This window comes from Streptomyces sp. NBC_00647 (assembly GCF_045207245.1).
GTDB lineage: Bacteria > Actinomycetota > Actinomycetes > Streptomycetales > Streptomycetaceae > Streptomyces.
The window spans coordinates 1,560,175-1,585,587 of the sequence record NZ_CP109040.1 but is presented as its reverse complement, the minus strand read 5'-3'; the positions used below and the strand labels follow the sequence as shown (position 1 = coordinate 1,585,587).

At 70.6% G+C, this 25,413-nt stretch carries 24 protein-coding genes and 1 pseudogene; 13 read left to right on the top strand and 12 right to left on the bottom strand.

Annotated elements, in window-relative coordinates:
- Positions 1–7: 7 nt before the first annotated feature.
- From OG788_RS07015 to OG788_RS07005, 3 genes and pseudogenes are all read right to left on the bottom strand, one after another.
- A pseudogene (locus OG788_RS07015) lies at positions 8–913 on the bottom strand (D-alanyl-D-alanine carboxypeptidase family protein); the annotation flags it as partial.
- Positions 914–1,001: 88 nt separating this feature from the next.
- Positions 1,002–2,177: a transcription termination factor Rho gene (gene rho / locus OG788_RS07010; RefSeq protein WP_406369573.1), complete on the bottom strand. Its 1,176-nt coding sequence runs from the start codon at positions 2,175–2,177 to the stop codon at positions 1,002–1,004.
- A 448-nt stretch (positions 2,178–2,625) separates the two neighbouring features.
- On the bottom strand, positions 2,626–3,075 hold the full coding sequence (locus OG788_RS07005) for a MarR family transcriptional regulator (RefSeq protein WP_406369572.1): 450 nt from the start codon (positions 3,073–3,075) through the stop codon (positions 2,626–2,628).
- 132 nt (positions 3,076–3,207) lie between these two features.
- On the opposite strand from OG788_RS07005, the gene OG788_RS07000 reads away from it, so the two are divergent.
- The 6 genes from OG788_RS07000 to OG788_RS06975 all read left to right on the top strand — a co-directional run bounded on the left by OG788_RS07000 (position 3,208) and on the right by OG788_RS06975 (position 9,811).
- On the top strand, positions 3,208–4,041 hold the full coding sequence (locus OG788_RS07000) for an alpha/beta fold hydrolase (RefSeq protein WP_406369571.1): 834 nt from the start codon (positions 3,208–3,210) through the stop codon (positions 4,039–4,041).
- Positions 4,042–4,119: 78 nt separating this feature from the next.
- Positions 4,120–5,373, top strand: a complete 1,254-nt coding sequence (locus tag OG788_RS06995; protein WP_406369570.1) for a cytochrome P450 — start codon at positions 4,120–4,122, stop codon at positions 5,371–5,373.
- Positions 5,374–5,498: 125 nt separating this feature from the next.
- Positions 5,499–6,245, top strand: coding sequence for a nuclear transport factor 2 family protein (locus OG788_RS06990; RefSeq protein WP_406369569.1), 747 nt, complete (start codon positions 5,499–5,501; stop codon positions 6,243–6,245).
- The gene (locus tag OG788_RS06985) at positions 6,242–6,583 is read left to right on the top strand and encodes a YciI family protein (protein WP_406369568.1); all 342 of its coding nucleotides are present in this window, start codon (positions 6,242–6,244) and stop codon (positions 6,581–6,583) included. The genes OG788_RS06990 and OG788_RS06985 overlap by 4 nt, the downstream gene beginning before the upstream one ends.
- Entirely contained in the window at positions 6,580–7,830 is a 1,251-nt protein-coding gene (locus tag OG788_RS06980; protein WP_406369567.1) for an RNA polymerase sigma factor, read from the top strand. Before OG788_RS06985 ends, OG788_RS06980 begins: the two co-directional genes overlap by 4 nt.
- Positions 7,831–8,392: 562 nt before the next feature.
- Positions 8,393–9,811, top strand: a complete 1,419-nt coding sequence (locus OG788_RS06975) for an MFS transporter (RefSeq protein WP_406369566.1) — start codon at positions 8,393–8,395, stop codon at positions 9,809–9,811.
- Positions 9,812–9,908: 97 nt separating this feature from the next.
- On the opposite strand, the gene OG788_RS06970 is transcribed toward OG788_RS06975, so the two are convergent.
- Positions 9,909–10,388, bottom strand: coding sequence for a hypothetical protein (locus OG788_RS06970; protein WP_406369565.1), 480 nt, complete (start codon positions 10,386–10,388; stop codon positions 9,909–9,911).
- A gap of 104 nt (positions 10,389–10,492) precedes the next feature.
- Between OG788_RS06970 and OG788_RS06965 the strand changes: the two genes are divergently transcribed.
- Entirely contained in the window at positions 10,493–10,858 is a 366-nt protein-coding gene (locus OG788_RS06965) for a MerR family transcriptional regulator (protein WP_351546023.1), read from the top strand.
- 117 nt (positions 10,859–10,975) lie between these two features.
- On the opposite strand, the gene OG788_RS06960 is transcribed toward OG788_RS06965, so the two are convergent.
- Entirely contained in the window at positions 10,976–12,580 is a 1,605-nt protein-coding gene (locus OG788_RS06960) for an alpha-amylase family glycosyl hydrolase (RefSeq protein WP_406369564.1), read from the bottom strand.
- Positions 12,581–12,634: 54 nt separating this feature from the next.
- Here OG788_RS06960 and OG788_RS06955 point away from each other — a divergent pair, with 54 nt between their 5' ends.
- Positions 12,635–13,555, top strand: a complete 921-nt coding sequence (locus OG788_RS06955) for a methyltransferase domain-containing protein (RefSeq protein WP_406369563.1) — start codon at positions 12,635–12,637, stop codon at positions 13,553–13,555.
- Between the two features lie 327 nt (positions 13,556–13,882).
- Here OG788_RS06955 and OG788_RS06950 read toward each other — a convergent pair whose 3' ends face one another.
- The 4 genes from OG788_RS06950 to OG788_RS06935 form a co-directional block, all read right to left on the bottom strand.
- Positions 13,883–14,704: an alpha/beta fold hydrolase gene (locus OG788_RS06950; protein WP_406369562.1), complete on the bottom strand. Its 822-nt coding sequence runs from the start codon at positions 14,702–14,704 to the stop codon at positions 13,883–13,885.
- A gap of 72 nt (positions 14,705–14,776) precedes the next feature.
- Positions 14,777–15,610 carry an alpha/beta hydrolase gene (locus tag OG788_RS06945; protein WP_356750015.1) on the bottom strand — a complete coding sequence of 278 codons (834 nt, stop codon included), beginning with the start codon at positions 15,608–15,610 and terminating at the stop codon, positions 14,777–14,779.
- A 141-nt stretch (positions 15,611–15,751) separates the two neighbouring features.
- Entirely contained in the window at positions 15,752–16,477 is a 726-nt protein-coding gene (locus tag OG788_RS06940) for a GntR family transcriptional regulator (protein ID WP_406369561.1), read from the bottom strand.
- A gap of 108 nt (positions 16,478–16,585) precedes the next feature.
- The gene (locus tag OG788_RS06935; RefSeq protein WP_406369560.1) at positions 16,586–17,785 is read right to left on the bottom strand and encodes a serine hydrolase domain-containing protein; all 1,200 of its coding nucleotides are present in this window, start codon (positions 17,783–17,785) and stop codon (positions 16,586–16,588) included.
- Between the two features lie 236 nt (positions 17,786–18,021).
- Between OG788_RS06935 and OG788_RS06930 the strand changes: the two genes are divergently transcribed.
- From OG788_RS06930 to OG788_RS06915, 4 genes are all read left to right on the top strand, one after another.
- Positions 18,022–18,783, top strand: a complete 762-nt coding sequence (locus OG788_RS06930; RefSeq protein WP_406369559.1) for a hypothetical protein — start codon at positions 18,022–18,024, stop codon at positions 18,781–18,783.
- Between the two features lie 101 nt (positions 18,784–18,884).
- A complete protein-coding gene (locus OG788_RS06925; protein WP_406369558.1) occupies positions 18,885–19,361 on the top strand; it encodes an Imm50 family immunity protein in 477 nt (158 codons plus the stop codon).
- Between the two features lie 94 nt (positions 19,362–19,455).
- Entirely contained in the window at positions 19,456–19,755 is a 300-nt protein-coding gene (locus tag OG788_RS06920; protein ID WP_406369557.1) for an Imm50 family immunity protein, read from the top strand.
- A 113-nt stretch (positions 19,756–19,868) separates the two neighbouring features.
- On the top strand, positions 19,869–20,174 hold the full coding sequence (locus OG788_RS06915) for a DUF1905 domain-containing protein (RefSeq protein ID WP_406369556.1): 306 nt from the start codon (positions 19,869–19,871) through the stop codon (positions 20,172–20,174).
- Positions 20,175–20,393: 219 nt separating this feature from the next.
- On the opposite strand, the gene OG788_RS06910 is transcribed toward OG788_RS06915, so the two are convergent.
- Positions 20,394–21,314 carry a DUF5829 family protein gene (locus OG788_RS06910; protein ID WP_406369555.1) on the bottom strand — a complete coding sequence of 307 codons (921 nt, stop codon included), beginning with the start codon at positions 21,312–21,314 and terminating at the stop codon, positions 20,394–20,396.
- A 309-nt stretch (positions 21,315–21,623) separates the two neighbouring features.
- Here OG788_RS06910 and OG788_RS06905 point away from each other — a divergent pair, with 309 nt between their 5' ends.
- Entirely contained in the window at positions 21,624–22,010 is a 387-nt protein-coding gene (locus tag OG788_RS06905; RefSeq protein ID WP_351555563.1) for a hypothetical protein, read from the top strand.
- A 115-nt stretch (positions 22,011–22,125) separates the two neighbouring features.
- Here the strand turns inward: OG788_RS06905 and fxsT are convergent, their stop codons facing one another.
- Both fxsT and OG788_RS06895 read right to left on the bottom strand, forming a co-directional pair.
- Entirely contained in the window at positions 22,126–24,555 is a 2,430-nt protein-coding gene (fxsT, locus tag OG788_RS06900; RefSeq protein ID WP_406369554.1) for an FxSxx-COOH system tetratricopeptide repeat protein, read from the bottom strand.
- Positions 24,556–24,759: 204 nt separating this feature from the next.
- Positions 24,760–25,347, bottom strand: a complete 588-nt coding sequence (locus OG788_RS06895; protein WP_406369553.1) for a histidine phosphatase family protein — start codon at positions 25,345–25,347, stop codon at positions 24,760–24,762.
- Positions 25,348–25,413: the final 66 nt, after the last annotated feature.

Genomic DNA, 25,413 nt, shown 5'->3' with positions numbered 1-25,413 from the left:
TCAGCGTGACGACGAGGGTGCGCCCGTCGCGGCGCGCGGCGGCGACCAGGGTGTTGCCGGCGTTGGTGGTGTAGCCGTTCTTGACGCCGATCAGACCCGGGTAGGGCGCCACCCCGTTCGCGCCGGTCAGCAGCCGGTTGGTGTTCTGGATGCCGTACGAGGAGCCGCCGTCGCCGGGGAACATCGACTCGGCGGTGGCGCAGTACCGCGCGAAGTCGGCGTTGCGCAGCCCGGCCCGTCCGAAGACGGCGAGGTCGTACGCCGACGAGACCTGCCCGGGTGTGTCGTACCCGTCGGGCGAGACGACGTGGGTGTCGCGGGCGCCGAGCGAGCGGGCCTTGGCCTGCATCCGGGCGGTGGTGGCCGCCCAGCCGCCGTTCATCGCGGCGAGCACGTGCACGGCGTCGTTGCCGGAGTTGAGGAACACCCCGCGCCACAGGTCCGCCACGCTGTAGGTGTGGTTCTCGGCCACGCCGACCAGGCTGCTGCCCGCGCCGATTCCTTCCAGCTCCTCCTCCTTGACGGTGTGCTGGAGGGTGCCGGGCAGCGACGGGAGGACGGTGAGGGCGAACAGGGTCTTGAGGGTGCTGGCGGGCGGGAGCCTGCGGTGGGCGTTGTGCGCGGCGAGCACGTCGCCGGTGCGGGCGTCGGCCACCACCCACGACAGCGCGGAGATGTCCTCGGGGACGTCGGGTGCCCCGGTCCGGGGACGTACCTGCGTCCCTGTCCGGTAGAGCGTCGAGGACTGTGACGCGGCGGGCCGAGGTGCTCCGGGGCCCGCACCGGCGAGTGCGGCGGCCGGGCTCGCCGCGGCGGCCAGAACCCCGGCCACGCAGACGGCGGAGCAGGAGAGGGCGGCGCGCGTGACCGAGGAGCGAGAAACGGCGGTCCGGAATGAGAATCCGATGGTCATACCGCAAACGTAGGAACGGAGTCACGACACGCCGGGCTGCCCGGGCCGAGTGGCGGCGTTGAGCACCCGGATGCCACAGGCGCGGGGGTCAGGAGGGGAGGGTGGGCTGAACCTGGCGCAGGAAGGCGGCGTTGTCCGGGGTGGCGCGCAGCCGCTCCAGGAGCGTTTCCAGGCCGGCCTGCCCGTCCCGCGTCCCCAGGGCGCGGCGAATCCCTCGTGCCGCGGCCAACTCGGGCGCTGGAAGCAGGAGTTCCTCGCGACGGGTGCCGGAAGGGGTGATGTCGACCGCGGGGAAGACCTGTCGGGCGGCCAGGGTCCGGTCGAGCCGGAGCTCCATGTTGCCGGTGCCCTTGAGCTCCTCGAAGAAGAAGTCGTCGGCACGGGAGCCGGTCTCCACGAGGGCGGTGGCGAGGATGGTCAGCGAGCCGCCCTCCTCGGCGAGACGCGCCGCTCCGAAGACGCGCTTGGGTCCCTGGAGCGCGGCGGCGTCGACACCGCCGCTGAGGGTGCGCCCACCGGCGGCGGCCGCGTTGTTGTGCGCCCGGCACAGCCGGGTGAGGGAGTCGAGCAGGATCACGACGTCCTGGCCCGCCTCGACGAGCCGCTTGGCCCGCTCGATGACGAGCTCGGCGAGCGCGATGTGCTGCTTGGGCGACTGGTCGAAGGTGGAGGCGAAGACCTCGCCTCGTACGGAGCGCCGCATGTCGGTGACCTCCTCGGGCCGCTCGTCGAGCAGCACCACCATCAGATGGCATTCGGGGTGGTTGCCGGCCACGGCGGCGGCGATCTGCTGGAGCAGTACCGTCTTGCCGGTCTTGGGCGGGGCGACGATCAGGCCGCGCTGGCCCTTGCCGACCGGCGAGACCAGGTCGACGACGCGTCCGGTCAGTCCGCTCGCCGGGTGTTCCAGCCGGAGCCGGTCACGTGGGTGCAGTGGGGTGAGGTCGGCGAAGTGCGGGCGGCGGCGCAGCTCTTCGGGCGTACGGCCGTTGATCCGCGCCACCTCGGTGAGGATCCGGGGCCCGCCGCGCACGCCTTCCACGGTGTCGCCCTTGCGCAGGCCGTGACGGCGGATCAGCGCGGGGGAGACCTGGAGGTCGGTGGCCGAGGGCAGGCAGTTCGCGGAGCGCAGGTGCCCCTTCCCGTTGCCGTCGATGTCGAGGACACCGGTGGCGACCTGGGTCTGGGACCGCTGCTGTACAGGGGGGCGTTCGAGTGTGGTGGTCATGGGATGTCCTTTCACGGACGGGAATGCATGGGTCATGCGGAAGGAAGGGGGAGAGGCCGCGAACGGAGGGCGCGGGGCGCGCCTCGGTGCGGCGGGAACATCACCTCGGGTACGACGGGAGAGATCCCCGGGTCGTGCTCGGGAGGTGATGCCGAGAAGCTGGTCCGCCGGTCGGAATCGACAGCGTGACAGCGGGAGAAGGAACTGGCACCGGCGCCTGGAACAAGCGGCGTACACGAGTGCTGTTGAGACAGTACCACTGGTTGGGCGCGTTCCGCTGTGATCCGCCTCTCGGCGGCTCGCGCAGGGGGCCGGCGGAAGGGGGATCCGTGGGTTCGGCGGCAGTCGCCGGCCGGACGCCTCCCGGTCATCCGGCCCCTCTGGGGCCGGAGAAGTCGGCCGCTCTCCGGTCGCCGCCGGATCCACCGCTCACTGCCTCAACGCGTTCTCGGCCTCGTCCATTCCGAGAGCTGACGCTCCGGCGTCAGCGCAGGCGCCCGAGGACGTCCGGCGACAGCCGTTCGGCGAGTTGTTCCAGCAGGGTGACCGTCTCGGCGATCGAGGCGCTGTCCTCGGTGCCGAGGGCGGCGCCCAGCGCGTTGTCGATCGGGCTCGCAGCGACCTCGGCCCGGCGGCCGGTGATCTCAGGGTTGCGCCGGATCAGGGAGCGGCGGCGGTCGGCGGGGTCGGTCGCGGTGAGGATCGAGCCCGCTTCCCTGAGGCGTGCGACGCACGCGGACACGGCGCTCTGCGGCAGGCCGGTCCGCAGGGCGACCTCACCGACCGTCGTGTCGGTGTGGGCGTACACGTCGAGCATCACGATCAGCATGGACCGGGTGCTCGTGGACCGAGGGCCGACCCCCTCGGTGGGGATGGCCTCCTCGCCGATCTTCATCAGGGTCCGGCCCAGAAGGAAGAGTTCCGCTCCGTTCATGACCACAGATCATATCAAGGAAGATGCATCAGAAATAATGCATCGGTATTGATGCATCAAAAATGATGGAGTACGTTCGGTGAGGGAGGGACGCCGAAGGGCGTCCGTGTTCATCCACGTGAGGAGCCCGCCATGCAGGTCACCCGTACCGGCACCCTGTCCGTCCCCGGAGCCGCCCTCCACTACGAAGTGCGCGGCACAGGACCCCTGTTGCTCGTCTCGCAGAGCGGAGAGGGCGACGCCAACCGCAGTGACGCGATGGTCGACCACCTCGTGGACGCCTACACCGTCGTCACGTACGACCGACGCGGCCTGTCCCGCAGCGTCCTCGACGATCCGGCCCGCGGTGTCACCCTCGACGAGCACGTGGACGACGTGTACCGGCTGCTGGCCCGCCTCACCGACGAGCCCGCGCTCATGCTCGGTTGCAGCATGGGCGCCGTCATCGGGCTCCGCCTCGCCCAGCGGCATCCCCAGCGGCTGAGTGTCCTGGTCGCGCACGAGCCCGCCATTCCCGGCATGCTGCCCGAGGCCGAGAAGCTGCGCGCCCGGCGGGAGCTGGACGAGATGCGTGAGGTCTTCCGTCGTGAGGGATGGGTCGCCGGTGTACGCAGGATCGGCGAGATCCTCGGCATCGACCCGGCCCGCCAGGAGGTCGAACCCGGCGCCAGAATGGCCCCGTTGGACGCCTCCCGCGAGGCGAACTTCACCTTCTTCGTCGCGCACGACGCACTGACCATGAGCCGGGCCGAACTCGGACAGGACGAGATCGGAGCGCTCGGGCGCGGGCCGGTCCGCGTCGTGCCGGCGGCGGGACGCACCACGCCGCGCCAGGTGTTCGACTACCGCTGCGCCGAGGAGTTGGCCGCCGGACTCGGTGTCGCACCGATCCACTTCCCCGGTGGCCACAACGGCAACCTGACCCACCCGAAGGGCTTCGCCGAGCTGCTGCGCACGCTGCTCTGAGCAGGCAGAATCGATCGTCGTACGGCGCCCGACGGTGTCGTACGACCGCCAACTCGGCCCCGTAGCAAGGAGAACCCGGTGGACACCTCGCCCGTCACGCCGCACCGCATGGACCCCGCGGGCGGCTGCCCGCACGCCGACAACGAGCGCCTGCTCGCGCGGGGCGCCGTCGCGACGGTGGAGCTGCCCGGTGCGGTGGAAGGGATGGCGGTGCTCGGGCACGACGCGTTGAAGGAGTTCCTCGCCCACCCGGATGTCGCGAAGGGGGCCCGGCACTTCACGGCCCTGCGCGAGGGACGGATAGCCGATGGCTGGCCCCTGCTGACCTTCGCCACCGTGCAGGGGATGACGACCGCCGACGGGGACGACCACCGGCGGCTGCGCTCCCTCGTCAGCAAGGCGTTCACCACACGACGTGTGGAGCAACTACGCCCCCGTATCGAAGAGTTGACGTCCGGACTGCTCGACGGCCTGCACGCGGCGGCACAGGAGGGCGGGGGAGTGGCCGATCTGCGGCGGCACTTCGCGCTCCCGCTGCCGATGGGCGTCATCGGCGAACTCCTCGGCGTCGAGGCCGAGTACCTCGACCGGCTCCACCATCTGTCGAACCAGGTCGTCGCCACCGACATCGGTCCGGAGCAGGTCGTCGCGGCGAACCGCGAACTGGTGGCCGTGCTGGTCGCCGTCGCGACCGCGCGCGCGGAGAACCCCGGCGACGACCTCACCAGCGCACTGATCGCCGCCCGGGACGAGGAGGGCGACCGCCTGAGCCAGCAGGAACTCATCGGCACGCTGGTGCTCATGATCATCGCCGGGCACGAGACCACACTGAACCTGATCACCAACGCCGTACGGGCGTTGTGCGGCCACCGGGACCAGCTCGAGTCCGTCCTCAAGGGCGAGTCGAGCTGGGCGGACGTCGTCGAGGAGACCCTGCGCTGGGACGCGCCCGTCAGCTATTTCCCGTTCCGCTATCCGGTGCGGGACCTCACCGTCGACGGGACCGTCATTCCGCAGGGAACGCCGGTCCTCGCCGGCTACTCGGCCGCGGGCCGTGACCGGGCCGCCCACGGACCGGACGCCGACCGCTTCGACATCACCCGCCCCGGGCGGCCCGGTGCCGTCCGCCACCTCTCCCTCGGGCACGGCGCCCACTACTGCCTCGGCGCCCCGCTCGCCCGGATGGAGGCCACCATCGCCCTGGAGCGGCTGTTCACCCGCTTCCCCGACCTCGACCTCGCCCTGTCCGAGGCGGAGCTCACCCGTCACGCCAGTTTCGTGGGCAACAGCGTCCGCGCCCTTCCCGTGCGACCGGGAGCCTCCCGCCTCTGACGGCGTGCACGCGCCCGCGTGCCCTGTGGCGCCGGCCGGAAGAAAGAGATCACCGCCGCGTGTCGATTCGCCGTGCCGCCGTTCGTCGGTGGGGTGTAGGAAGCTCATGAGCACCGGGAGGAACCATGAAGTACATGCTGCTGGTCTGCGGCGACGACACCGCCGACGCCTCCGGCATGGCGCCCGTCGAACCCTGGGTCGAGGAGCTGGGCGCCGAGCGCGGCGTACGGCTGCACGGGCACCGGCTCCGGCTGCCCGCCGACGCGGTCACCGTCCGGGTACGGGACGGTGAGGTGCTGCGCACCGACGGCCCCTTCGCCGAGACGAAGGAGTACGTCGCCGGTTTCGACATCCTCGACTGCGCCGACATGGAGGAGGCGATCGAGGCCGCGGCGAAACACCCGGTCGCGGCCATCGGCGCCATGGAGGTCCGAGCGTTCTGGGACGAGGAGGACGCCGAGCCGGAGATCCGCCGCCTCGACGCGGAGCTCACCGAGGCCGCCCGCGAGCGTGACATCGACCGGGCGATGGCCTGTTACGCCCCGGACGTCGAGGTGTTCCACCCCGTGAGCGGCCTGGAACAGAGCGGCGTCGACGCCCTGCGCAAGGCGGAGGAACTGTGGTTCGCGACGCTCGCCGGCCCCGTCGACCGGCAGGTGCTCGACTTCCGCCTGCGCGTCGACGAGAGCGTCGCCTTCAGTCACGCCCTGGTGCGCACGCGCGCCACGCTCGTCGACGGCGGAGCGCTCGACACCACCGCACGCGTCACCACGGGCTACCGCGCGGCCGGCGACCGCTGGCAGATCGTCCACCAGCACACGTCGGTTCCGGTCGCCGCCGGCATCGCGGGAGCGGCGGAGGTCCCGTCGTGAAGTACGTCCTGTTCATCTGCGCGCCCGTCGGCGGCGAGGAACTCGGTCCCGAGGACATCGCCGACGACCCCCCGTTCACCTCGTACGTCCAGGAGGTCCGCGACCGCGACATCGTGAAGGGCGGCGCCCGGCTGCGTCCCCCCAGCGACGCCACGACCGTCCGCGTCCAGGGCGACGAAGTCCTGCTCAGCGACGGCCCGTTCGTGGAATCGAAGGAGTACGTCGCGGGCGTCGACATCATCGAGGTCGCCGACCTCGACGAGGCCATCGCCCTCGCGTCCCGGCATCCGGCGGCGCTGAGCGGCGGTTCGGTGGAGGTGCGGCCGGTCTGGGAGTGAACGACGACATCGAGCAGGCGGTAGCCGCCGCGTTCCGCGAGGAGTGGGGCCAGGTCGTCGCCACCCTCATCCGGGTGACCGGCGACTGGGACCTCGCCGAGGAATGCGCGCAGGACGCCTTCGCCCAGGCCCTCGACCGGTGGCGGCGCGACGGAGTGCCGCGCCGCCCCGGCGCCTGGCTGACCACGACCGCGCGCAACCGAGCCCTGGACGTGCTGCGCCGCGAGGCGGTCGGGGCACAGAAGCTGCGGGAGGTGGCGGTGCTGGCGCGCGACGAGGGTCCGTACGACCCGGAGTTCGACGAGGACAGCGGGGCCGGGGACGACCGGCTGAGGCTGATCTTCACCTGCTGCCACCCGGCGCTTCCCATCGAGGCCCGGGTGGCGCTCACCCTGCGCACCCTGGCCGGGCTGACCACGCCCGAGATCGCGCGCGCCTTCCTCGTCCCCGAGGCGACGATGGCGCAACGGCTGGTGCGCGCCAAACGCAAGATCCGCAACGCGGGCATCCCGTACCGCGTACCGCCCGCGCACCTGCTGCCCGAACGCACCACGGGCGTCCTCGGCGTGCTCTACCTGCTCTTCAACGAGGGGTACGCCGCCACAACCGGCGCAGATCTGGTGCGCACGAACCTCTGCGCCGAGGCGATCCGCCTCGCCCGCGTCCTGTCCCGCCTGATGCCCGACGAGCCCGAAGTCCTCGGTCTGCTCGCGTTGTTGATGCTGCACGACGCCCGGCGCGGCACGCGCGTCGACGCGGCGGGCGACCTGGTGACCCTGGAGGACCAGGACCGAAGCGCCTGGGACCGGCCGGAGGCCGACGAGGGCGCCGCACTGCTGGAGACCGCCCTGCGCCGCGGGCGCCCCGGGCCGTACCAGATCCAGGCCGCGATCGCCGCCTGCCACACCACCGCCGCCACGGCCGAGGAGACCGACTGGGCCGACATCGCGGCCCTCTACGGCGAGCTCCGGCGCTTCGTGCCTTCCGCCGTGGTCCGGCTCAACCGCGCGGTCGCCGTCGGCATGTCCGAAGGCCCCGACGCCGGGCTCGCCCTGGTCGCCGAACTGGAGGAGGAAGGTGAGCTGGACGCCTACCACCTGCTGCCCGCCACCCGTGCGGACCTGCTGCGTCGCGGCGGTCGTCCCGCGGAGGCCGCCGCGGCGTACGAGCGGGCGCTCGAACTGGTGGAGAACGCGTCCGAGCGGAGATTTCTGGAGAAGCGGCTCGCGGAGTGTCGATCGGCCTAGGGGCCTTTCGTCGGTGGGGTGAAGACACCCCGGGCGACTGCCGGCCCGGGGTTGCCGACACCGGCCACCCGACGCCCCCGGAGGTTCCGATGACCGCCCCAGCCCACACGACCGCATCCACCCCGACCGCATCCACCCCGACCCCCCTTTCCCCCGCCTCGGCAACGACCGCGCCCGCCTCGACCGCCCCTGCCTCGGCAACGACCGCGCCCGCTTCGACTGGCCCTGCCTCGGCAACGACCTCGACCGCCCTGACTGGCCCTGCCTCGGCAACGACCGCGCCCGCCTCGACCACCCTTGCCTCGGCAACGACCTCGACCGCTCCGACCGCCACCTCGGCCACCTTCGCCCCCGCAGCGACGGCCTCCACCCCGGCTCCCCCGTCGAGCGTCCCCGCCCCGGCCCTCGCCCCCACCCCGCGCGGCAGGAGTGCGCTCCGTCTGCTGCTCGCGCGCCGCGCACGCCCCAAGGACGTCAGCCCCGCGCCGTCGGCCCCACCGGCGGAAGCGGGCCCGGGCACCCCGGACGTCTGGCTGGCCGGCCTGCGCCTGGGGAGCTGACCATGTCCGTCACCACCGCTTCCTCGGCCACCCTCACCACGCCGGGCTGCCGCCGGGGCGCCCTCGTGCTGCTCTGCCTGGCCGGGTTCATGGTGATCCTGGACGCCCAGATCGTCGTGCTCGCGCTGCCGTCCATCGCCGAAGGGCTCGACTTCGCCCCGGGCGGCGCGCAGTGGGTGATGAGCGCCTATCTGCTGGGATTCGGGGGCCTGTTGCTGCTCGGCGGCCGCGTCGCGGATCTGCTGGGCCGCCGTCGGGTGTTCATGACGGGCACGCTGCTGTTCGGGCTGTCGTCGTTGCTGTGCGGGTTCGCGTGGAGCGCCGGCGTCCTGGTGGCGGCGCGCGCCGTGCAGGGGGTCTCGGCCGCCGTCATGGCACCGACCGCTCTGGCACTGCTGATCGACACGTTCGAGGAGGGCCCCGAGCGCAACAAGGCCCTCGCCATCTGGTCCGGCAGCGGCGGATTCGGCGCCACGGCCGCCCTGTTGATCGGCGGACCGCTCACCGATGTCCTCGGCTGGCGATGGATCTTCTTCCTGAACGTGCCGGCCGCGCTGCTCCTCGTCACCCTCAGTCCGCTGCTGCTGCGCGAGAGCCGCGCCGAAGCACGCTCCCGCTCCTACGACCCGTCCGGAGCGCTCACGGTCACGGCCGCACTCGTCGCCTGCATCTACGCCGTCGTCGAGGCACCCCGCGCCGGATGGCTGTCGGCGCAGACGGTCGGGCTGCTCGCTCTCTTCGCCACGCTGGCGCTGCTCTTCGCGCGCATCGAGACGCGGGCGCCGGAGCCGCTGGTGCCGCCGCGACTGCTGCGCTCGAGGTCGGTGAGCGGCGGCAACCTCGTGGTGTTCCTGCTGGGCAGCTGCGCCTTCGGCATGTCGTTCACGCTCTCCCAGTACGGTCAGGGCGTCCTCGGCTACTCGCCGCTGTGGTTCGGCCTCTGCAACGTCGTGATGCCCGCGACGGCCGTCATCGGCTCCTACGCCGGTCAGGCCCTGGTCACCCGCGTCGGCGCCCGCCCGGTCGCGGCCGTCGGGCTCGCCTTGGTCGGCGCTGGCAGTGTGCTGCTGGCCGGGGTCCCGGTGGACGGCGGATTCGTACGCGACCTGCTCCCCGGCTTGCTGCTCTTCGGTCCCGGCCTCGGAGCCTGCGCGGTCGCCGGATCCATCGCCGCGCTGACCGGCGTGGCGGAACGCGAGTCGGGCGTGGCGTCCGGCATCAACACCGCGGCCTTCCAGATCGGGGGCGCTTTCGGTGTCGCCGTCGTGTCCTCGGTGGCCCTGTCCGTCGCGGACGGTCCGGGCCCCGCGGGCCTGACGGCCGGCTATCGGGCCGCGTTCGCCGCATGCGCGCTGCTCGCGGCGGTCGGGCTGGGATGCGCGTCGACGCTGCTCCGGGGGACCCGGCGGCCGACCGGGTGACCCGGCCGGCCGGACAGGCACGCGCGAGGGGTGGTCCCCGGCCCTTGCCAGGACATTCAGGAGGATTCCCGGACGCCGCCGCGAACTGCCAATTCCGTCAACCTCCCTGTGTGGAAGTGGATTTCCGGCTCGCCGGTACGGCGGTGTCGTTCGCCGGGCTCGTGCGCCGGCGTTGCCACCACGGCGCGAGCTGGAGGACACCGAACACCACCTCGACGGCGAAGAACGGCCACAGAATCCGAGAGGCTCCCTGGGCCAGCGCGTACGCCTGCCACGCCGCGAACAAGGTGCGCGCGACGCCGTCGAACAGTCCGTGTTCCGGCTGGGTCCGGACGATGCGCAGGAGCGACCAGACGACCACGACCGAGCCCATCAGATTCGCGAACAGGGTCTGCCACGTATCGGGTTGGGGCAGAGTGCCCAGTCCGAGCGCGTTGCCAGACGACGACAGCGCGTCGTGCACCAGCCTGTAGGTCCACGGCGTCGCGAATCCCGCCGTGACGGCGAGGTCGTACCAGGCACTGGCTCGTACGAGGCGGAGATAGGCGGGTTGCCCGGGGTCGGGAAGACGGATCACGGCGAGACTCCTGCTGGTCTTGTGGCGGCGACGCCTCACGCTAAACAGTGGAGTACGGTCCAAGGTCAAGCCCCAACCCGAGCCCCGATCTCCGACGGAGGGTCATGCGCATCGGTGAACTCGCCGCGCAGGCAGGCATATCCAGAGACACGATCCGGTTCTACGAAAAGGTCGGCCTGGTCGAAGGCCGCCGCCTCGCCAATGGATATCGCGACTTCCCGCCCGAGGCGGTGCCCTGGCTGCACTATGTCCGCACCGCGCAGGCCCTCGGGTTCTCCCTGGCCGAGATCGCGCGGCACGGCGAGGAGCTGCGTGAAGCGCCGGACACCGCGGAATCACTGTCCGCGCTGTTCGAGGAGAAGATCGAGGTCATCGACGCCCGCATCGCCGAACTGGTCACCCTGCGGACCGAACTGACCACACGCGTCGGCACCGGCTGCCCGCTGCGGACAGCCGGCCGGCTCGCCTGAACCACCCTGCCGCGATGGCCGACCGGGCAGGGTGCGCCGAACACGACGGGCAGAGGGGGAACCCTCCCTCAGTGCTCAGTGCTCAGTGCTCAGTGCTCAGTGCTCAGTGTTCAGCGCTCAGCGCTCAGTTCTCGGCCCGTCGAGTTCGAAGACGCCGTAGCCGAATCCCTGGGCGTCGATGACGCCGTCGGCGACACGGACGCCGTCGCCTTCCAGGAGGCGGGCCTCGGTGGCGCCGTCGTAGCGGCAACTCGCCTGCTCCCGCCGTGGATTGATCACGACGAGGTAGCGGCCGCCCCGCACGTACACGAACGGGTACCCGGCGTGCACCACCTCCACCGAACCGCCCGGCCCCAGCTCCGGGGCGCTGGTGCGCAGGGCGACGAGGCGGCGCACGAGATGCAGGAGCGAGGTGTCGTCGGCCAGTTGGGCGGAGACCGTCGGGCGGTCCGGGGACGGGTCGACGGGGAGATAGAGGCGGTCGGCGGGGGCGGTGGAGAAGCCGGCGTTGGGGCCCTCGTCCCACTGCATCGGTGTGCGGGAACCGGCGCGGTTGTAGCGAGGCCCCAGCACGCTGCCCTCCTTCCCGGGCAGTCCCGGAAGGTAACGCATGCCGATCTCGTCGCCGTAGTAGATCGCCGGAAGGGTCGGCCAGGTCATCTGAAAGGCGAAGGCGGCGGGGAGCTGAGCTGCCGTGCGGGGGCCGCAGTTGAGGCGGGAGAAGTCGTGGTTGGCGGTCGGGAGCGCGATGGATCCGCCCTCGCCGAGCACGGACACCGCCCGGCTCCACGCGTCCACGAAGGGGCGTGGGGAGCCCCGGCCCTCGGCGTCGAAGAAGCAGTCGAGCGGATCCCAGGCCTCGTTGACCGTGCCCTCGCCGTTGCTCCACAGCGAGCGCAGGGCGAGTCCGTCGGTGGGCCCGCCGAACTGGAGGAAGAAGTCCGCGTGGAACCCCGCGGGAACGGACACCTCGGGGTCGCCCCACTCCGAGAGCAGCACGGCGTCCGGATGCGCGTCGTCCAGCCAGTGGCGCAACTCCGTCCAGATCGCGGCCGTCTCCTTCTTGCCCGGGTCGTCCTTCACGAGCGAGGCGGCCATGTCCACGCGGAAGCCCGACAGGCCGAGGCCCAGCCAGTGGTCCATCACGGAGCGCAGCGCGGCACGGTTGGCGCGCGGGCCCTCCGCGTCGACCGGCCCGCGCCACGGCTCGTCCGGGTGCGTGCGCGCGTAGCCGAAGTTGAGGGCGGGCTGAAAGGCGAAGAAGTTCGGCAGATACGCCCCCGGTCGGGTTCCGGGGGAGGGAACGAAGCCGTCCGGGGAGCCCTCGGGCGCCCAGATGTACCGGTCGTCGGCCGGATCGTCCATCGCGGCCAGGAACCACGGGTGCTGGTCGGAGGTGTGACCCGCCACGAGGTCGAGGAGGACGCGGATGCCGCGGCGGCCGGCCTGGTCCACGAGGCGGGCGAGGTCGTCGGAGGAGCCGTATCGGGGTGCGACGTCCAGGTAGTCGGCGACGTCGTATCCGGCGTCGCCGAACGGTGACACGAAGCACGGGTTGAGCCATACGGTGTTCACGCCCAGCCACGCGAGGTGGTCGAGGTGCTCGGCGATCCCGTCGAAGTCGCCGATGCCGTCGCCGTTCGAGTCGGCGAACGACTGCGGATAGATCTGGTAGAAGACGGCGTCGGCCAGCCAGGCGGGGGCGGGGCGGAACGAGGTCATGCCGGGGACGATAGATCAGCACACCCGGCGTTCGCTGCCCCTAAGCTCGGCCAGATGTTCACGCCGCAAGGTCCCACCCTCCGCGAACTGGCCGTGCAGGGCCTCTCGTCCATCGAGCACGGCTACGACCTGCTCGCCCCCAAGTTCGATCACACGCCGTTCCGGACACCGGACGCGATCCTCGACGCGGTCGGACGGGCCCTCGCGCCGATGGGACCGTTCACCGCGGGACTCGACCTCTGCTGCGGCACCGGCGCGGGCATGGAGGTCCTGCGGGACCTGTGCCGGGAGAGCGTCACCGGCGTCGACATCAGCACGGGCATGCTGACGGTCGGACGCGAGCGCCTCGGTACCGAAGCCGACGGTTCGCCCTCCCCGGAGGGGCTCCGCGACGACGGGCCACCGCCGGTCGCCCCGACGCCGGGAGGCAGGTCGCCGTCCGTCGCTCCGGCGCAGGGCGGCACGCTGCCCTCTGCGGCCTCCGTACGGGGGGCCGGGGCACCCTCCGTGCTCCGAGTCCGCGGCGACGGCGCACCGTCGGTCGCCTGGGTGCGCGGTGATGCCCGCACCCTCCCCTTCGGGTCCGCGTTCGATCTGGTCGTGAGCTTCGGCGCCTTCGGGCACTTTCTGCCGCGCGAGCTGCCCGGCGTGTTCGCGGGGGTCCACGCCGTACTGCGCCCCGGCGGACGCTTCGCGTTCCCGATCATGGCTCCGCCGCGGCCCAGCTCGCCGTGGTACTGGGCCCTGCTGGGCTTCGACACGGTGATGCGGGTGCGCAATGCCGTCCGGCGTCCGACCTTCGTCATGTACTACCGCGCGTTCCGGCTCGGTGACGTGGAGCGAGAACTGGCTCGGGCCGGCTTCCGGACGGAACTGCACGCGCTGCCCGAGTTCGGCCGCCGACGGGACGGCAGCCCGCGGGCCCGGATGGTCGTGGCCACGCGCGAGGACACGTCGGTGAGGACACGTCGGTGAGGTCCTCCGTCGCCGTATGACGGGAGCGCCCGGGAGCGGCCCTCTCGGCCCTCTCGGCCTGCGGGGCGTACGAGGACCGGCTGCCGGGGCCGAGTCGCCTCCCCGGCAGCCGGAGCGCGGACGCGCCTCCGCCGCACCCGGTCCCGCGCCCTCGGACGGCCTCCCGAGCGCTGACGAGAGTCCCCCGGGCCCCGCGGACCCGGGGGACTCTCCTGCCTTGGCGGACGTCGGCCCGCCCCCGCCTGGCGAACTCGCCCGCCGCCTACTCACCCGGGCCGGTCACGGCGTCCAAGCCGGTCACGGCGTCCGGGTGGGCTGCGTCGCCCGTCAGGCGCGGATGAAGTCGAGCAGATCGGCGTTGAAGGCCTGCTCGAACGCGCCCACGAGGCCGTGCGGGGCGCCCGGGTACACCTTCAGCGTCGCGTCCTTGACCAGCTGAGCCGTCTTCAGTGCGGCGGCGCCGATCGGCACGATCTGGTCGTCGTCGCCGTGCGCGATGAGCGTCGGGACGTCGATGTTGGCGAGGTCCTCGGTGAAGTCGGTCTCCGAGAACTGCTTGATGCAGTCGTACGCCGCCTTCAGCCCGGCCTGCATGCTCTGCAGCCAGAACTCGTCGCGCTTGCCCTGCGAGACCGTGGCACCCTCGCGGTTGGCGCCGTAGAACGGTGTGGCCAGGTCCTGGTAGAACTGCGAGCGGTCCGCCTCGACCCCGGCGCGTATGCCGTCGAAGGCGTCGATGGGCGTGCCCTCCGGGTTGGTGTCCGACTTCAGCATGACCGGGGGAACCGCGCCCAGCAGGACCGCCTTGGCGACCCGCCCGGTGCCGTGCCGGCCGATGTAGCGGGCCACCTCGCCGCCGCCCGTGGAGTGCCCGACCAGGATCACGTCGTCGAGGTCGAGCGACTCGATGAGCTCGGCCAGGTCGTCGGCGTACCGGTCCATGGTGTTGCCCTGCCACGTCTGTGCCGAACGGCCGTGCCCGCGGCGGTCGTGCGCGATGCCGCGGAAGCCGTTCTCGGCGACCAGCCGCAACTGACCCTCCCAGGCGTCCGAGTTGAGCGGCCAGCCGTGGCTGAAGACGACCGGCTGCCCACTGCCCAGGTCCTTGTAAGAGATGTCGGTGCCGTCGGAGGTCGTGAAGGTGCTCATGGGTCGATCCCTTTCGAGAGATGGCGCGATGGTGCGGTGCGGCGTGCGGGCGCCGCACGGCTGAGGTGGTGGTCAGACGAAGCGGCGGACGAACTCCAGTGCCGTGTCGGCGACTTCCTTCCAGCCGTGGTCGATGGTCAGCGCGTGGCCGCGGTTCTTGATCTCGGTGATCTCGGTGACGCCGGGGTTGCGCTGCTGCTTCTTGTACGACGCGTTGGCGATGGCCCACGGCACGGTGTGGTCCTTCTCGCCCGAGATGATCAGCAGGGGCCCCCGGTCCGGGTTCTCGGTGTCGACCTTGACCTCGGTCCAGGGGTTGAAGTTGGCCGTGGCCGCCTGGAAGAGCGGGGCGCCGGGCGCGGGCACGGCGAAGGTGTCGTACAGCTCCTTGGCCTCCTCCTCGCCGACCGCGTTGGCGAAGCCGTAGCGGAACTGCTCGAAGGTGAGCGGGACGGCCCGGTTCCGGTTCGCCGGGTTGCCGAGTACGGGCGCGGCGGAGCGCAGGGACGAGACCGGAAGAGGCAGCACGCCGCGGAACGGAGCCGGGTCGATGGCCACCGAGACGGCGGACCGGCCGCGGCCGGCCAGGATCTGGGAGAGGAGACCACCGAAGGAGTGGCCGACGACGGCGGGCTTCTTCCGGAGGCCGCCGATGAGGCTCTCCAGGTGGTCGGAGACCTGACCGACCGTCTTGCCGGCGAAGACCTCGGGGTGAGCCTTGGCCTCCTCGACCGTGTCGGGGTCGTCGGGCCAGGACAGCGAGACCGGAGCGAACCCTGCCTGCTCGAAGTGGGTCGCCCACCGGTCCCAGCTGCTGGGCAGCAGCCACAGACCGTGGACGAAGACGACCGGTGTCCGGCCCGTCGCGTTGGCCCGCTCGATCTGCTGCGCGTCGTTGGAGGTCATGTCTCGACGCTAGACGCGAACAGCCCCGCTGGGATCGGTCAGATGACTGCATTCCAGCTCCGGACAGGTGGGTGACCCCGGGCGAGGCCCCCACCCCTCCGGTCATGTTCGCCGCCGCGACCGTCTCTCGTCACTCGTGGTTCACTCGGCCGCCGGAAGCGTGAACTCGTAGACCAGGGCGTCCTGTTGCGCGTCCACGGTCAGGTCGGTGATCTCCAGAGGCCGGTCGTACTGGTCGTGCACGCGGCGGGTGACCCGCACCGACTGCGGGAGCCGGGTGATCGCGTCCCGGTGATGCAGGGTCAGACCCGCCTTGCGCATCCAGTCGTAGGCCCGTGACAGCTGCGCCGAGGCGTGGCCGTCCGCACGGTCGCGGTAGCGGGCGAGTTCCTCGACCTCGGTCACCGCGATCGCGGAGAAGGACGTCACGGCTGTGCGCAGCCCGCTGCCGTCGGCGGCGGCCGACTCGTAGCGGTGGACCAGCGTCGCCCGCCGCGGGGCGAGCCCGAGGGCCTTGGCGTGCTCGGGTGGGGGAGTCTCCCAGGTCACGGAGGTCCGTTGGCGTGCGCACGGTTCACTGGTGTGCGCGCCGACGGGGAAGTCCAGGGACGGGACGGGCTCGGCGCCGGTGGCGGGCAGCGTCGCATGGCTGCCGCGCCGGTCGGTGGAGACCTGGCCGCCGCGTCGCAGCATCTGCAACGCCTGTCGTACGGTCTCCCGGCTGACGCCGAAACGGCCGGCCAACTCGCGCTCTCCCGGCAGGCGTTCGCCGGGCGGGATGGTCCCGTCGCGCAGCTCGCCGAGCAGTTGTACGGCGATCCGCGCGTAAAGCGGTTCCTGGTCGGATGAAGGGGTGGTGCGGGCCATGTCCGCTCCTGCGTGGTGACTAGACGTAGCCGTGCGGGCTCATTGCGCCACCACATCTAGCATTGGTCTAAACCACCAGGAAAGGGCGGCCGGAGACTTCGGCCGAATTCAACCCGCGTCCAGGGCGGGCGCGGTGTGCTCACGGAGGGCGCTGTACAGGGCGTCGACGAGCGCCATCTTCCTTGGGTCGTCTGCGATGTGCGGGCCCATGCGGTTCATCACGTACCCCAGCGAGACCCCCGCTTCCGGGTCGGCCAGACCGCAGGAGCCGCCGAACCCGTCGTGTCCGAAAGCCCTGGGGTTGGGTCCGTACGATCCGTTGACCCCGCTCAGCCACAGCCCGAGTGCGGCCTCCGTCTCACTCGCGAACCCGGCGCCCAGCACCAGGTCGCGGCAACTGCCCTGCCCTTCGCGCACCCGCTCGGCCGCCTCCGGGGACAGCACCTGCCGGGAGCCGTATGCGCCCTTCAGTGCGAAGATTCCGTACAGCTCGGCGATCGCGCGCGCCGTTCCGTGGCCATTGGCGGCCGGTATCTCGGCGGCCCGCCACCGCGGTGTGTTCGCCTCGGCGGCACCGACCGAGGGGTTGGCGAGCGCCGCCAGCGCCGCGGGCGCCAACTCCGCGAAGACCGCCGCCTGTTCGCTGCTCGACGCGACCGGAGGGTGGACGAGCTCGGCCGCCCGCCCGGCCTCCTTCTCCGGCAGTCCGATGGTGAAGTCGATACCGAGCGGCCCGGTGACCTCCCGCTCCAGGAACGCGCCCGGCAACAGCCCCGACACCCGCCGCACCAGCTCACCGACCAGGTGCCCGAACGTCAGCGCGTGATAGCCGGACCGGGTCCCCGGCTCCCACCAGGGCTCCTGCTCCGCGAGACGCCGGACGGTCAGCTCCCAGTCGCAGAGCTGCGCGAAGGTGTGCGGCTCACGCAGCCCGGACAACCCCGCCCGGTGGGACAGCAGATGCCGTACGAGGACGCCGGCCTTGCCCGCCGCCGCGAACTCCGGCCAGTACGCGGCCACCGGGGCGTCGAGGTCGAGCAGGCCCTGGTCGGCCAGGATGTGCGCGCACAGCGCCGTCGGCCCCTTCGAGGTCGACCACACATTGACCAGCGTCTCGCGCTCCCACGGGCGGGTGCGGGCCGCGTCGGCCCAGCCGCCCCACAAGTCCACCACCGTCTCCCCGCCGAGCGTGACGCACACCGCCGCGCCCAGTTCCCCGAGGTCGCGGAAGTTCGCCTCGAACGCGGCGCGCACCGCCGCGAAGCGCGGGTCGCAATGGCCTTCTGTCAGGGGGGTTTGCCGGGTCATGAGCCCTCCGTGATGCGTCCGCGGGTGGTCGGGAAGAGGTCGGGCCGGTTGAACATACCGACTGGTCGGACTGAAGGGAAGCGGTGCGACGACAACGCGCCTCGCCCCGCCGCCGGCGTCCCCGGCGTCCGCTGCCCGTGCGGTTCCCCGCCGGGTGAGGCCAGGGGGAGACGACAGCGCCTGGTGGAGCCCCGAGCGCCGCACGGACTGTCAGAGGCGGGTGAGAGTCTGGGCCGGTGCTGATAGAGGGATTCGAGAACGCCCCTGTTGTCGTGGGAGAGGAACTGCTGGCCCTGCCGGGGTTCTGGGCGGCCTACCTGATGTGGCTGAGCCGGACGGAGGACTGCGACCCCGAACCGGAGTGGTTCGGGGTCGACGGGGCCGACGCCGACGCGGCCTGGGACGCCCTGAGCGACGAGGACCAATGGCCCGTCTTCCGGATCCCGTTCGCGGGCGGTCACACCGCGATGGTCCTGGGCTGCAACATTCCCGAGGATCCGGGAACGGAGTACTTCATCACCCACCCCGGATGGGGACGGCACGGCCACCTGACGACGCTCGGCGGCCACCACGCCGGCCCGGGACTATCCTGGCGGGAACTCCACCACATCGCCCGCACACCCGACCTCAGCGCCCCGGGAGTCCACGCCGAACACGCCCGCCTGCTCCTGCTGCTGCCCACGCTCGGCGACCAGGGCATGCCCGAGGACGCCGTGGACATAATCGGCGACGCGCTGGAGCAGGCGGGCCTTCCCGTGACGGAGACGCGGGGCACCGCGGAAGCGCTCCTCGTGGACCACCCCCTGTGGGAGCCGGCCGAGTGGACGCTTTCCGGCGCCTCCCCGCTCTCAGGAGGAAAGGACCCCTTGCCCTTCCACGGAATCCTCCACTGCGACGGGCCCATGAGTCCCCGGTTCGGAACTCGCCTCGCCCAGGGCATCACCCGAGAGCAGAGCGACCGGCTGGCCCACGCACTCGGCACCTGGTCCGCCGCGTGAACAGCCCACCCACAGGACGCGCTCCGGGCGGACCTGCGAGCGAGACCGACGGACGAAATGTTCGTTCGTCCCGGGGGCGGCAGCCGACCGAAGGATTCCTCGTGAATCCGGAGCCGCTGCGGTCGCTCTACGGGCAAGTCCCGGACGTCATCGGCGTGCGGATCCGATCGATCCATCTGAACTGGCGCGGACCCACGGTGGCGCTACGCGTCGACCTGCCCTCCTTTCCCGAATCGGCGCCACAGGAATGGACCGACGCGGGCCTGGACACGGTGCAGTGTCAATTCCAGTTCCTGGCGGTGGAAGGAATCTCCCTCGCCGACTGGACTCCACCGGTCGTCGGCAGCGTCGAGATGGTTCCGTGGGGAACGGAGCGACGCATGCGGGTGAGTGTCGGAGGCAGAGGGCTGTCCCTGGACTTCACCTGCAGCGAGTCCGTGAGCGTCGGCCACGTCAGCGCGTTCAGGATCGGGGAGGACGGAGCCGACGACGGGCCGCATCTGTTCATGAGCAGAGTCGACGCCCGACGGCACAACTCTCTTCCCGGCACCGCGGACAGGACGTTCTATGAGCGCTGACTGGTCTCGTCTCCTCGCGTACCCCGAATACCTGGGGGACCTGTACGGCTGCACCCCGCCTCCGGCCGGCTCATGCGATCCGTTTTATGTACACGTGGACGAACGTGAGAACTCGGTGACCCTGGGGTTCGACACACGGACCCTCCCGGTGAACGCCCCTGCGGAATGGCACGAGAGGGGATTCAACGCCTTCGAGTTCATTCTCGTCTTCGGAGGAGTGGAGGGACTCCGGGTGACGGGTTGGGATGCCGCTGCCGCCGGAACCATCGACATGACCGTCCGTCAGGATCTCTTCGACGTGACCCTTGGATCACGCGAATCGGGAATCGCGTTCCGAGCTTCTACGGCGCGGTTGGCCAGGGCACGCGGTTATCTCGCCTCGGGCAGTATCTGAAGAAGGCATCTTCCGTGGCGCCGTACGACTACTTCGTCAAGGAGCGGGAGGACCGGGGACTCCCGCCGGGGGATCGCGTATCTTGGCCGTCGTCGAGGAAGGAAACCGACCGCATGGAGCTTGTCTTTTCCGGCCGAGTGATCGAATGGCGCGGACCGTCGCCCTACTACTTCGTTCGTGTGCCGGACGAGGAGGCCGCCGACATCCGTGAGGTGGCCGCGATCGCCACCTACGGCTGGGGCGTGATCCCGGTCGAGGCTCGGATCGGCGAGGTCGCCTTCCAGACGTCGCTCTTCCCCAAGGACAGCGGTTACCTGCTGCCGCTGAAGGTCGCCGTGCGCAGACCGAGCGGCCTCTCGGCGGGGGACGACGTGACGGTGAGCATGACCGTCCGCCTCCAGGAACCGCAACCCCGCTAGGTTCCCCGGCACCGGCACGAGCGCTCGGGCTCCGTCATCCGTGGTTGTCATCACGAGCAGACCGTGCGAAGGACGTACGAGAGGCCGCTCAGCGAGCGGCTGATTTCCACGGCCCGATTGCGAACGAACGGCAGTAGGCCTTTCCCATCGCGATGCCGCCGCCGATGAGGCGTGACGGAGGCGCGCCCTCGCCGAGGGCGCGCCCCGCGGGCCACAGGGCTACTCGGTGCCGCCGTCGCCGAACGTCCACACGGCGCGGCTGCCCGGGCCGACGACGAGCTTCGAGTGACCGATCCGTTCCACGCGACGGTCCTTCACGGGCCGGTTGAGCGACAGTTCGATCCGCTTCAGGCCCGCATCGTCGCGCGCGACGGCGTCGAAGCGAATCCTGGTGCCGCCGCGCTCCGCGACGACGCCACCGTCCGGCACGGTCCGGACGGCGAACCCGCCGGCCCGGAGCAGCGGCACGGTGTCGGCGAGGTCGCCTTCGGTGACCGCGAGCTCGACGGCGGTCACGTCACGCATCAGATGGGTGCGATAGTCGTCCGACAGGTAGCGCTCCCGGCCGACGTCACCCGGGAAGCCGGCCGGCTCGGTGTTGCCGCGCGGATCGGCGAAGTACTCCGGCCGGTACTCCATCGCCCAGGCTCCGAAGGCGTCGTACTCGGTGGTGGTGAGGATGGCGTCGAACCACGGAACGGGGACGCCGTCACCGAAGTCACGCGTCTGGAGGAACTCGACGGGGTCGGCGACGCCCTCGTCCTTCAGCCGTTCCGTGACCGTCGCCATGTCTCCGGCACGCTCGGTCGAGAGGCCCAGCCCGGCGGAGCCGAGGGTGCCGTCCTGGCCGGCGATGTCACCGACCCCGAACAGCTCGAGGTAGGTCTCGCGGCCCATCAGATAGCGACCGGTCCAGGTCTGTCCGTCGGTACCGGTAGTGGTGCGGACCTGGAAGTTGGCGAAGTCCCGCAGATAGTCGGAGTGCTCGATGGCGTCGGCGGTCTCCCGGTCGAAGACACCGTAGGAGTGGTTGTAGAACAGCAACTGCCGATCGTGCGACGACCGGCTCTCCTCGGCCTGCGCCGTCCCCACGCCACCCCCGATCGCGCCGGTGAGGGCCACAGCGAGCACGATGATCATCCGTAATGTCCGGCGAATCAACATGCGAGGGATCGTAGGTCGGGGAGCGCCCGTTCGCCGTTCTTTTCGAACCAGGCTGAAACGACGACGTCCTGACCTCCGACGCGGTGGTGCGGCCCCGCGGGTCCGGGCGTGAGGTGTCACCCCATCAGCCAAGCCCTGGTCGAGCCTGACGCCGATGCCCCCCACGAGCAGCTCCGCTGTGAGGGTGCGTGTGCGTCGCCGCGTCCGGCCGTCCTCGCTGCCCCAGAGACGCGACTGACCATCGTGGCAGGCATCATGGGGTCCGACGTTGGAGGAATGACACCCATGAGACTGGTCTCCGACCCGAGGTACGGCGAGGTGGATCTCTCCGCCTCGGCGGAAGAGTTGACCTTGCTGGCAAGCGTGGTGGTCCAGGGTGAGGGGCTGCTCGGCTCCACACTCTCGCCGGGCGACAACGGCCTGGCCGGGGTCGAGGTCAAAGGTACTTCCGGCCCCGGCGTCCTCATCCACAGGGACGCCGAACGGCAGATCCTCGTGATCAGCGGTGACTCCGCCGGCAGGGCAGTACTCGCGGAGAATCTGAGGGACCTGGCCAGTGCCGAGGACGGTGGTCACCTCCACATCGACTACTTCCCCGGGCACTTCTACCTCGCCGAAGGGTCACTGCCCTTGGTGGTCAACAGCCCGCACGGAGGCATGCCGGGCCGGTGAGTGGGCAGTCGGTCGCCGCGATCAGTGATGTGGGGGTCCCACTGGGCATTCGCCTTCCATGCAGCGTCACCTGAAGCGAAGTCGGCGAAGACCGCAGTCGTCTGATCCTTCGAAGCTACGTACGGGACGGTGAGCGGCGGCGTAGCAGTATCCGGGAAGTGGCGGAGGCCTGTTCGAGGTTGAGGCGAGCACCCACTGTGTAGGGATGCTGCGGGCCCATGACGCGCTCATAGTCGAAGAGGACTGATCTCAGGCAGGCCATCCCGCGAGATCGTCGACCGGCAGCCAAGAGGGCGAGGCCAAGATTGCGGCGAGCGTTCAGTGTGGCCCTGCTGTCGGAGCCGAATACACGCTCTCGGTCGGCGACGCAGGTCTTGAACAGCGTCAGCGCCTCCGGGTAGTTGTGAGCGGCGAGGTATGCGCGGGCAAGGAAGATACGAATGCACAGCGATTCTGGGTGGTCCACGCCGAGCTGCTGCTCGCTCCTCCTCAGAAGCCGGCTCAGGTTCGCGATGGATTCGTCAGTACGACCAGCGCTTTGCAGGGCGAGAGCGTGGTAGCGCCCCCACCACAGATGTGTCTGGTGATTGGGTGGGTAGAAGCCGGCCAGGGCTGCCAGCACACGCCCGTACAGGGCCAACGCCTCGGCAGGGCGCCCTACTCGTTCGTACATGCGGGCCAATTCGCCTCGTGAATTGGCCGTGGACGGGTGATCGTCCCCCATGAAGCGCTCGTTGTCCGTGACGTTCTTCTCGAAGACGACCAGAGCCCTCTCGTTGTCGCCCCGGGATCTGAGAGTGCTGGCTATGTTGATCTGCGCCTTCAACGCAGTCTGGTCATGAACTCCGTTCACTCGCAGACAGTCCGCCAGATTCTGCGAGTGCAGCGACAGAGCGTCGTCCAACTCTCCGGCGCACTCCAACGCGAATCCGAGACTATTCACGGCGCTCAGTGTCCGGGGATCGTCGCGGCCGAAGGCAGCCTGGCATTCGTCGCGGCTACGCCTGCACAAGGCGACAGACAGATCGAACTGATTCGCTTCGTGGTAGACATGGTTGAGTGCAGCGACGGCCGCGAGCGTTGCATCGTCTTGATGTGGCATGAGCCGTTCATGGTCCACCAAGACGTCCTGGCCCAAGCGTTGGGCCCGATCCAGTTCATTCAGTGTTGCAAGGTTGAAGACAGCGGAGCGGCGGAGGTCCAGGAGGCCGCGCAGGGCGTCGTCACCGAGCGGCTCAGCCGCAGTCCAGAGGGCGAGAGCGTGATCCGGGAGGGCGCGGTCGGCACCATCACTCAGAAGGCCGCCGTACGGTTGGGGCAGCATCTCCCGAAGCGCCGCGGCGGCTTCCTCGATCCGGGCGCCAAGGCGTCGTCCACGGTAGAGCCGGTCGCGGACGACACGCTGCACCAAGCGGTGCATCAGCACCACGCTGCCGTCGAGGCTGAGAGTCACCACCGATGCCTCGGTCATGCGCCCGATCGCCGCATCGATCTCGAGGTTGGAGCGCTCCGGCAGCATGGCCCTCAGATGCTGACGGTGCACGCCGGAGGGCGACAGGAGCGCCACCAATTCGATGCCGCGTCGCACCGTCTGTGCGTGCTCTCCGGTCACAGCCTGGGCGACGGCAAGTGACAGGGCCTCCGCCACACCAATGGGATACGTTTCTCCCGGCACGCGACGCATGGACTGGCTGGCCTGGACGGAGCGAAAACGTTCGCGATATTCAGCAAAGGTCAAACCCTGGGTCCGAATGAACCACGCGGCCTGCGCCAAGGCCAAGGGGAGATGCCCTAGATCCGTGACGAGTTCACCTGCCGTCACATCATCCACCAGGCCGGTTCTCTCCTGGAGGAAACCGACGGCTTCAGCAGGTGTGAACACGTCGATGTCAACGGCGGACCCGAGATGGGTGACCGAGCGTACGGTGCTCGTGATCAGTGTGCGGGTCTGGCCTGCGCGCGGCAGCCACCGGGCCACCTCATCAGGATCTACGACGTTGTCCAGGACCAGAAGGGCGGGTTCAGGAAGCCGTTCGAGCCACTGGCGAACCGCCATGGCGGCACGCTCGGCGTCCTGGATACCGCCCTTGATCCCTGCGGCTTCCGCGAGGTTGTCGAGTCCAGCTACGATCTGACCCGGTTCCTCCGCAATGATCCAAGCGACGACGCGCCATCCCGCGTCGATGCGAGAGCGGGCATACGCGCCGGCAAGTTGCGTCTTGCCCACGCCCCGACCACCGGTGAGCGCACAGACGACACCCACCCTGTTTCGCTTCATCGCCTCGTCAACGGCCTCGACCAACTCAGCGCGTTCTTGGAAGGCGACCGGCTCGCGAGGCAGCGGGCCGACGACCAGCGTCCCCTCCAGCCGGGAGAATGGGGGTGCCTCCGCTCGGGCTTCCGACGGGTCGCGCGCCGCGAACCAGCCTCCGGCGCTCAGTACCGCAGCACTGGCTGTCGAGGCGAGAGCGAGAGAAGCTTCCGGCCCCGCTCCCGCGAGTGTCATCACTGTCCACGGCAGCGCGAAGGCGCTGAGGGTGGACATGACGACGACGGTCCATCGAATTCCATGACCCACGGCGCCCCCCTGCCCGGGCCGATTCCCCAACTCACTCGATGTCGCCAGTGTGCCCAATCGGCGGGCCGAACAACACAGCCCGGCCGACGGCACGTCCGGATGGATCGGGATCGCCGCGGCGCTCATTCCTTACGGCGCCTCGCGCGGCAGGCGTGAGGCAGCGGGCTGCCGCTACGGGACGTTCCAGGAGGCGATGAAGGGTTGCTCGCCCTCGGTGGCCAGGAAGCTGAGCGTGCCTGGATGTGGGTGGCCGAGCAGTCGGGCGGCGGACGCGTCGAGGCCGAGCCAGCGCACGGTGAGCACGCGAGCCAGATGACCGTGGGCGACAATGGCGACGTCGCCATCGTCCAACAGCGGCCGGATCCGGTCCAGCACCGCGTCCGTGCGCGCGGCCACCTGCTGGAGCTTCTCGCCAGGATGGGCGGCGTCGCCGGGAATGACGCCGTCCCGCCACAGGTCCCAGCCCGGCCTCGTTTCCTGGATCTGCGCCGCGGTCAGGCCCTCATAGCCGCCGTAGTCCCACTCGATCAGGTCGGCATCGGGTCTGACACCGGTCAGGCCCGCGAGCTCGGCCGTCCGCACAGCGCGGCCCAGCGGGCTGCTGAACACGGCGGTCAGAGGGCGTCGGGCAAGCCTCGGAGCGAGCGACTTGGCCACGGCCTCGCCCGCGTCGGTCAGTGGAATGTCGGTCCGGCCGGCGTGCCGGCCCGACAGGCTCCATTCGGTCTGGCCGTGCCTGATCAGTATCAGTTCACCCATGGCTGCGCACGATATCTGATCATGCGTCACGGCCCTTTCCAGGGCCTGTTTCAAGAAAGCTGACCG

Bases quoted from the DNA above. Each gene is read 5' to 3' on its own strand.
- rho (WP_406369573.1), bottom strand. From the start codon at position 2,177: ATGACCCATGCATTCCCGTCCGTGAAAGGACATCCCATGACCACCACA.
- OG788_RS07005 (WP_406369572.1), bottom strand. From the start codon at position 3,075: ATGAACGGAGCGGAACTCTTCCTTCTGGGCCGGACCCTGATGAAGATC.
- OG788_RS07000 (WP_406369571.1), top strand. From the start codon at position 3,208: ATGCAGGTCACCCGTACCGGCACCCTGTCCGTCCCCGGAGCCGCCCTC.
- OG788_RS06990 (WP_406369569.1), top strand. From the start codon at position 5,499: ATGAAGTACATGCTGCTGGTCTGCGGCGACGACACCGCCGACGCCTCC.
- OG788_RS06975 (WP_406369566.1), top strand. From the start codon at position 8,393: ATGTCCGTCACCACCGCTTCCTCGGCCACCCTCACCACGCCGGGCTGC.
- OG788_RS06965 (WP_351546023.1), top strand. From the start codon at position 10,493: ATGCGCATCGGTGAACTCGCCGCGCAGGCAGGCATATCCAGAGACACG.
- OG788_RS06960 (WP_406369564.1), bottom strand. From the start codon at position 12,580: ATGACCTCGTTCCGCCCCGCCCCCGCCTGGCTGGCCGACGCCGTCTTC.
- OG788_RS06955 (WP_406369563.1), top strand. From the start codon at position 12,635: ATGTTCACGCCGCAAGGTCCCACCCTCCGCGAACTGGCCGTGCAGGGC.
- OG788_RS06950 (WP_406369562.1), bottom strand. From the start codon at position 14,704: ATGAGCACCTTCACGACCTCCGACGGCACCGACATCTCTTACAAGGAC.
- OG788_RS06945 (WP_356750015.1), bottom strand. From the start codon at position 15,610: ATGACCTCCAACGACGCGCAGCAGATCGAGCGGGCCAACGCGACGGGC.
- OG788_RS06940 (WP_406369561.1), bottom strand. From the start codon at position 16,477: ATGGCCCGCACCACCCCTTCATCCGACCAGGAACCGCTTTACGCGCGG.
- OG788_RS06935 (WP_406369560.1), bottom strand. From the start codon at position 17,785: ATGACCCGGCAAACCCCCCTGACAGAAGGCCATTGCGACCCGCGCTTC.
- OG788_RS06915 (WP_406369556.1), top strand. From the start codon at position 19,869: ATGGAGCTTGTCTTTTCCGGCCGAGTGATCGAATGGCGCGGACCGTCG.
- OG788_RS06910 (WP_406369555.1), bottom strand. From the start codon at position 21,314: ATGATCATCGTGCTCGCTGTGGCCCTCACCGGCGCGATCGGGGGTGGC.
- OG788_RS06905 (WP_351555563.1), top strand. From the start codon at position 21,624: ATGAGACTGGTCTCCGACCCGAGGTACGGCGAGGTGGATCTCTCCGCC.
- fxsT (WP_406369554.1), bottom strand. From the start codon at position 24,555: ATGTCCACCCTCAGCGCCTTCGCGCTGCCGTGGACAGTGATGACACTC.
- OG788_RS06895 (WP_406369553.1), bottom strand. From the start codon at position 25,347: ATGGGTGAACTGATACTGATCAGGCACGGCCAGACCGAATGGAGCCTG.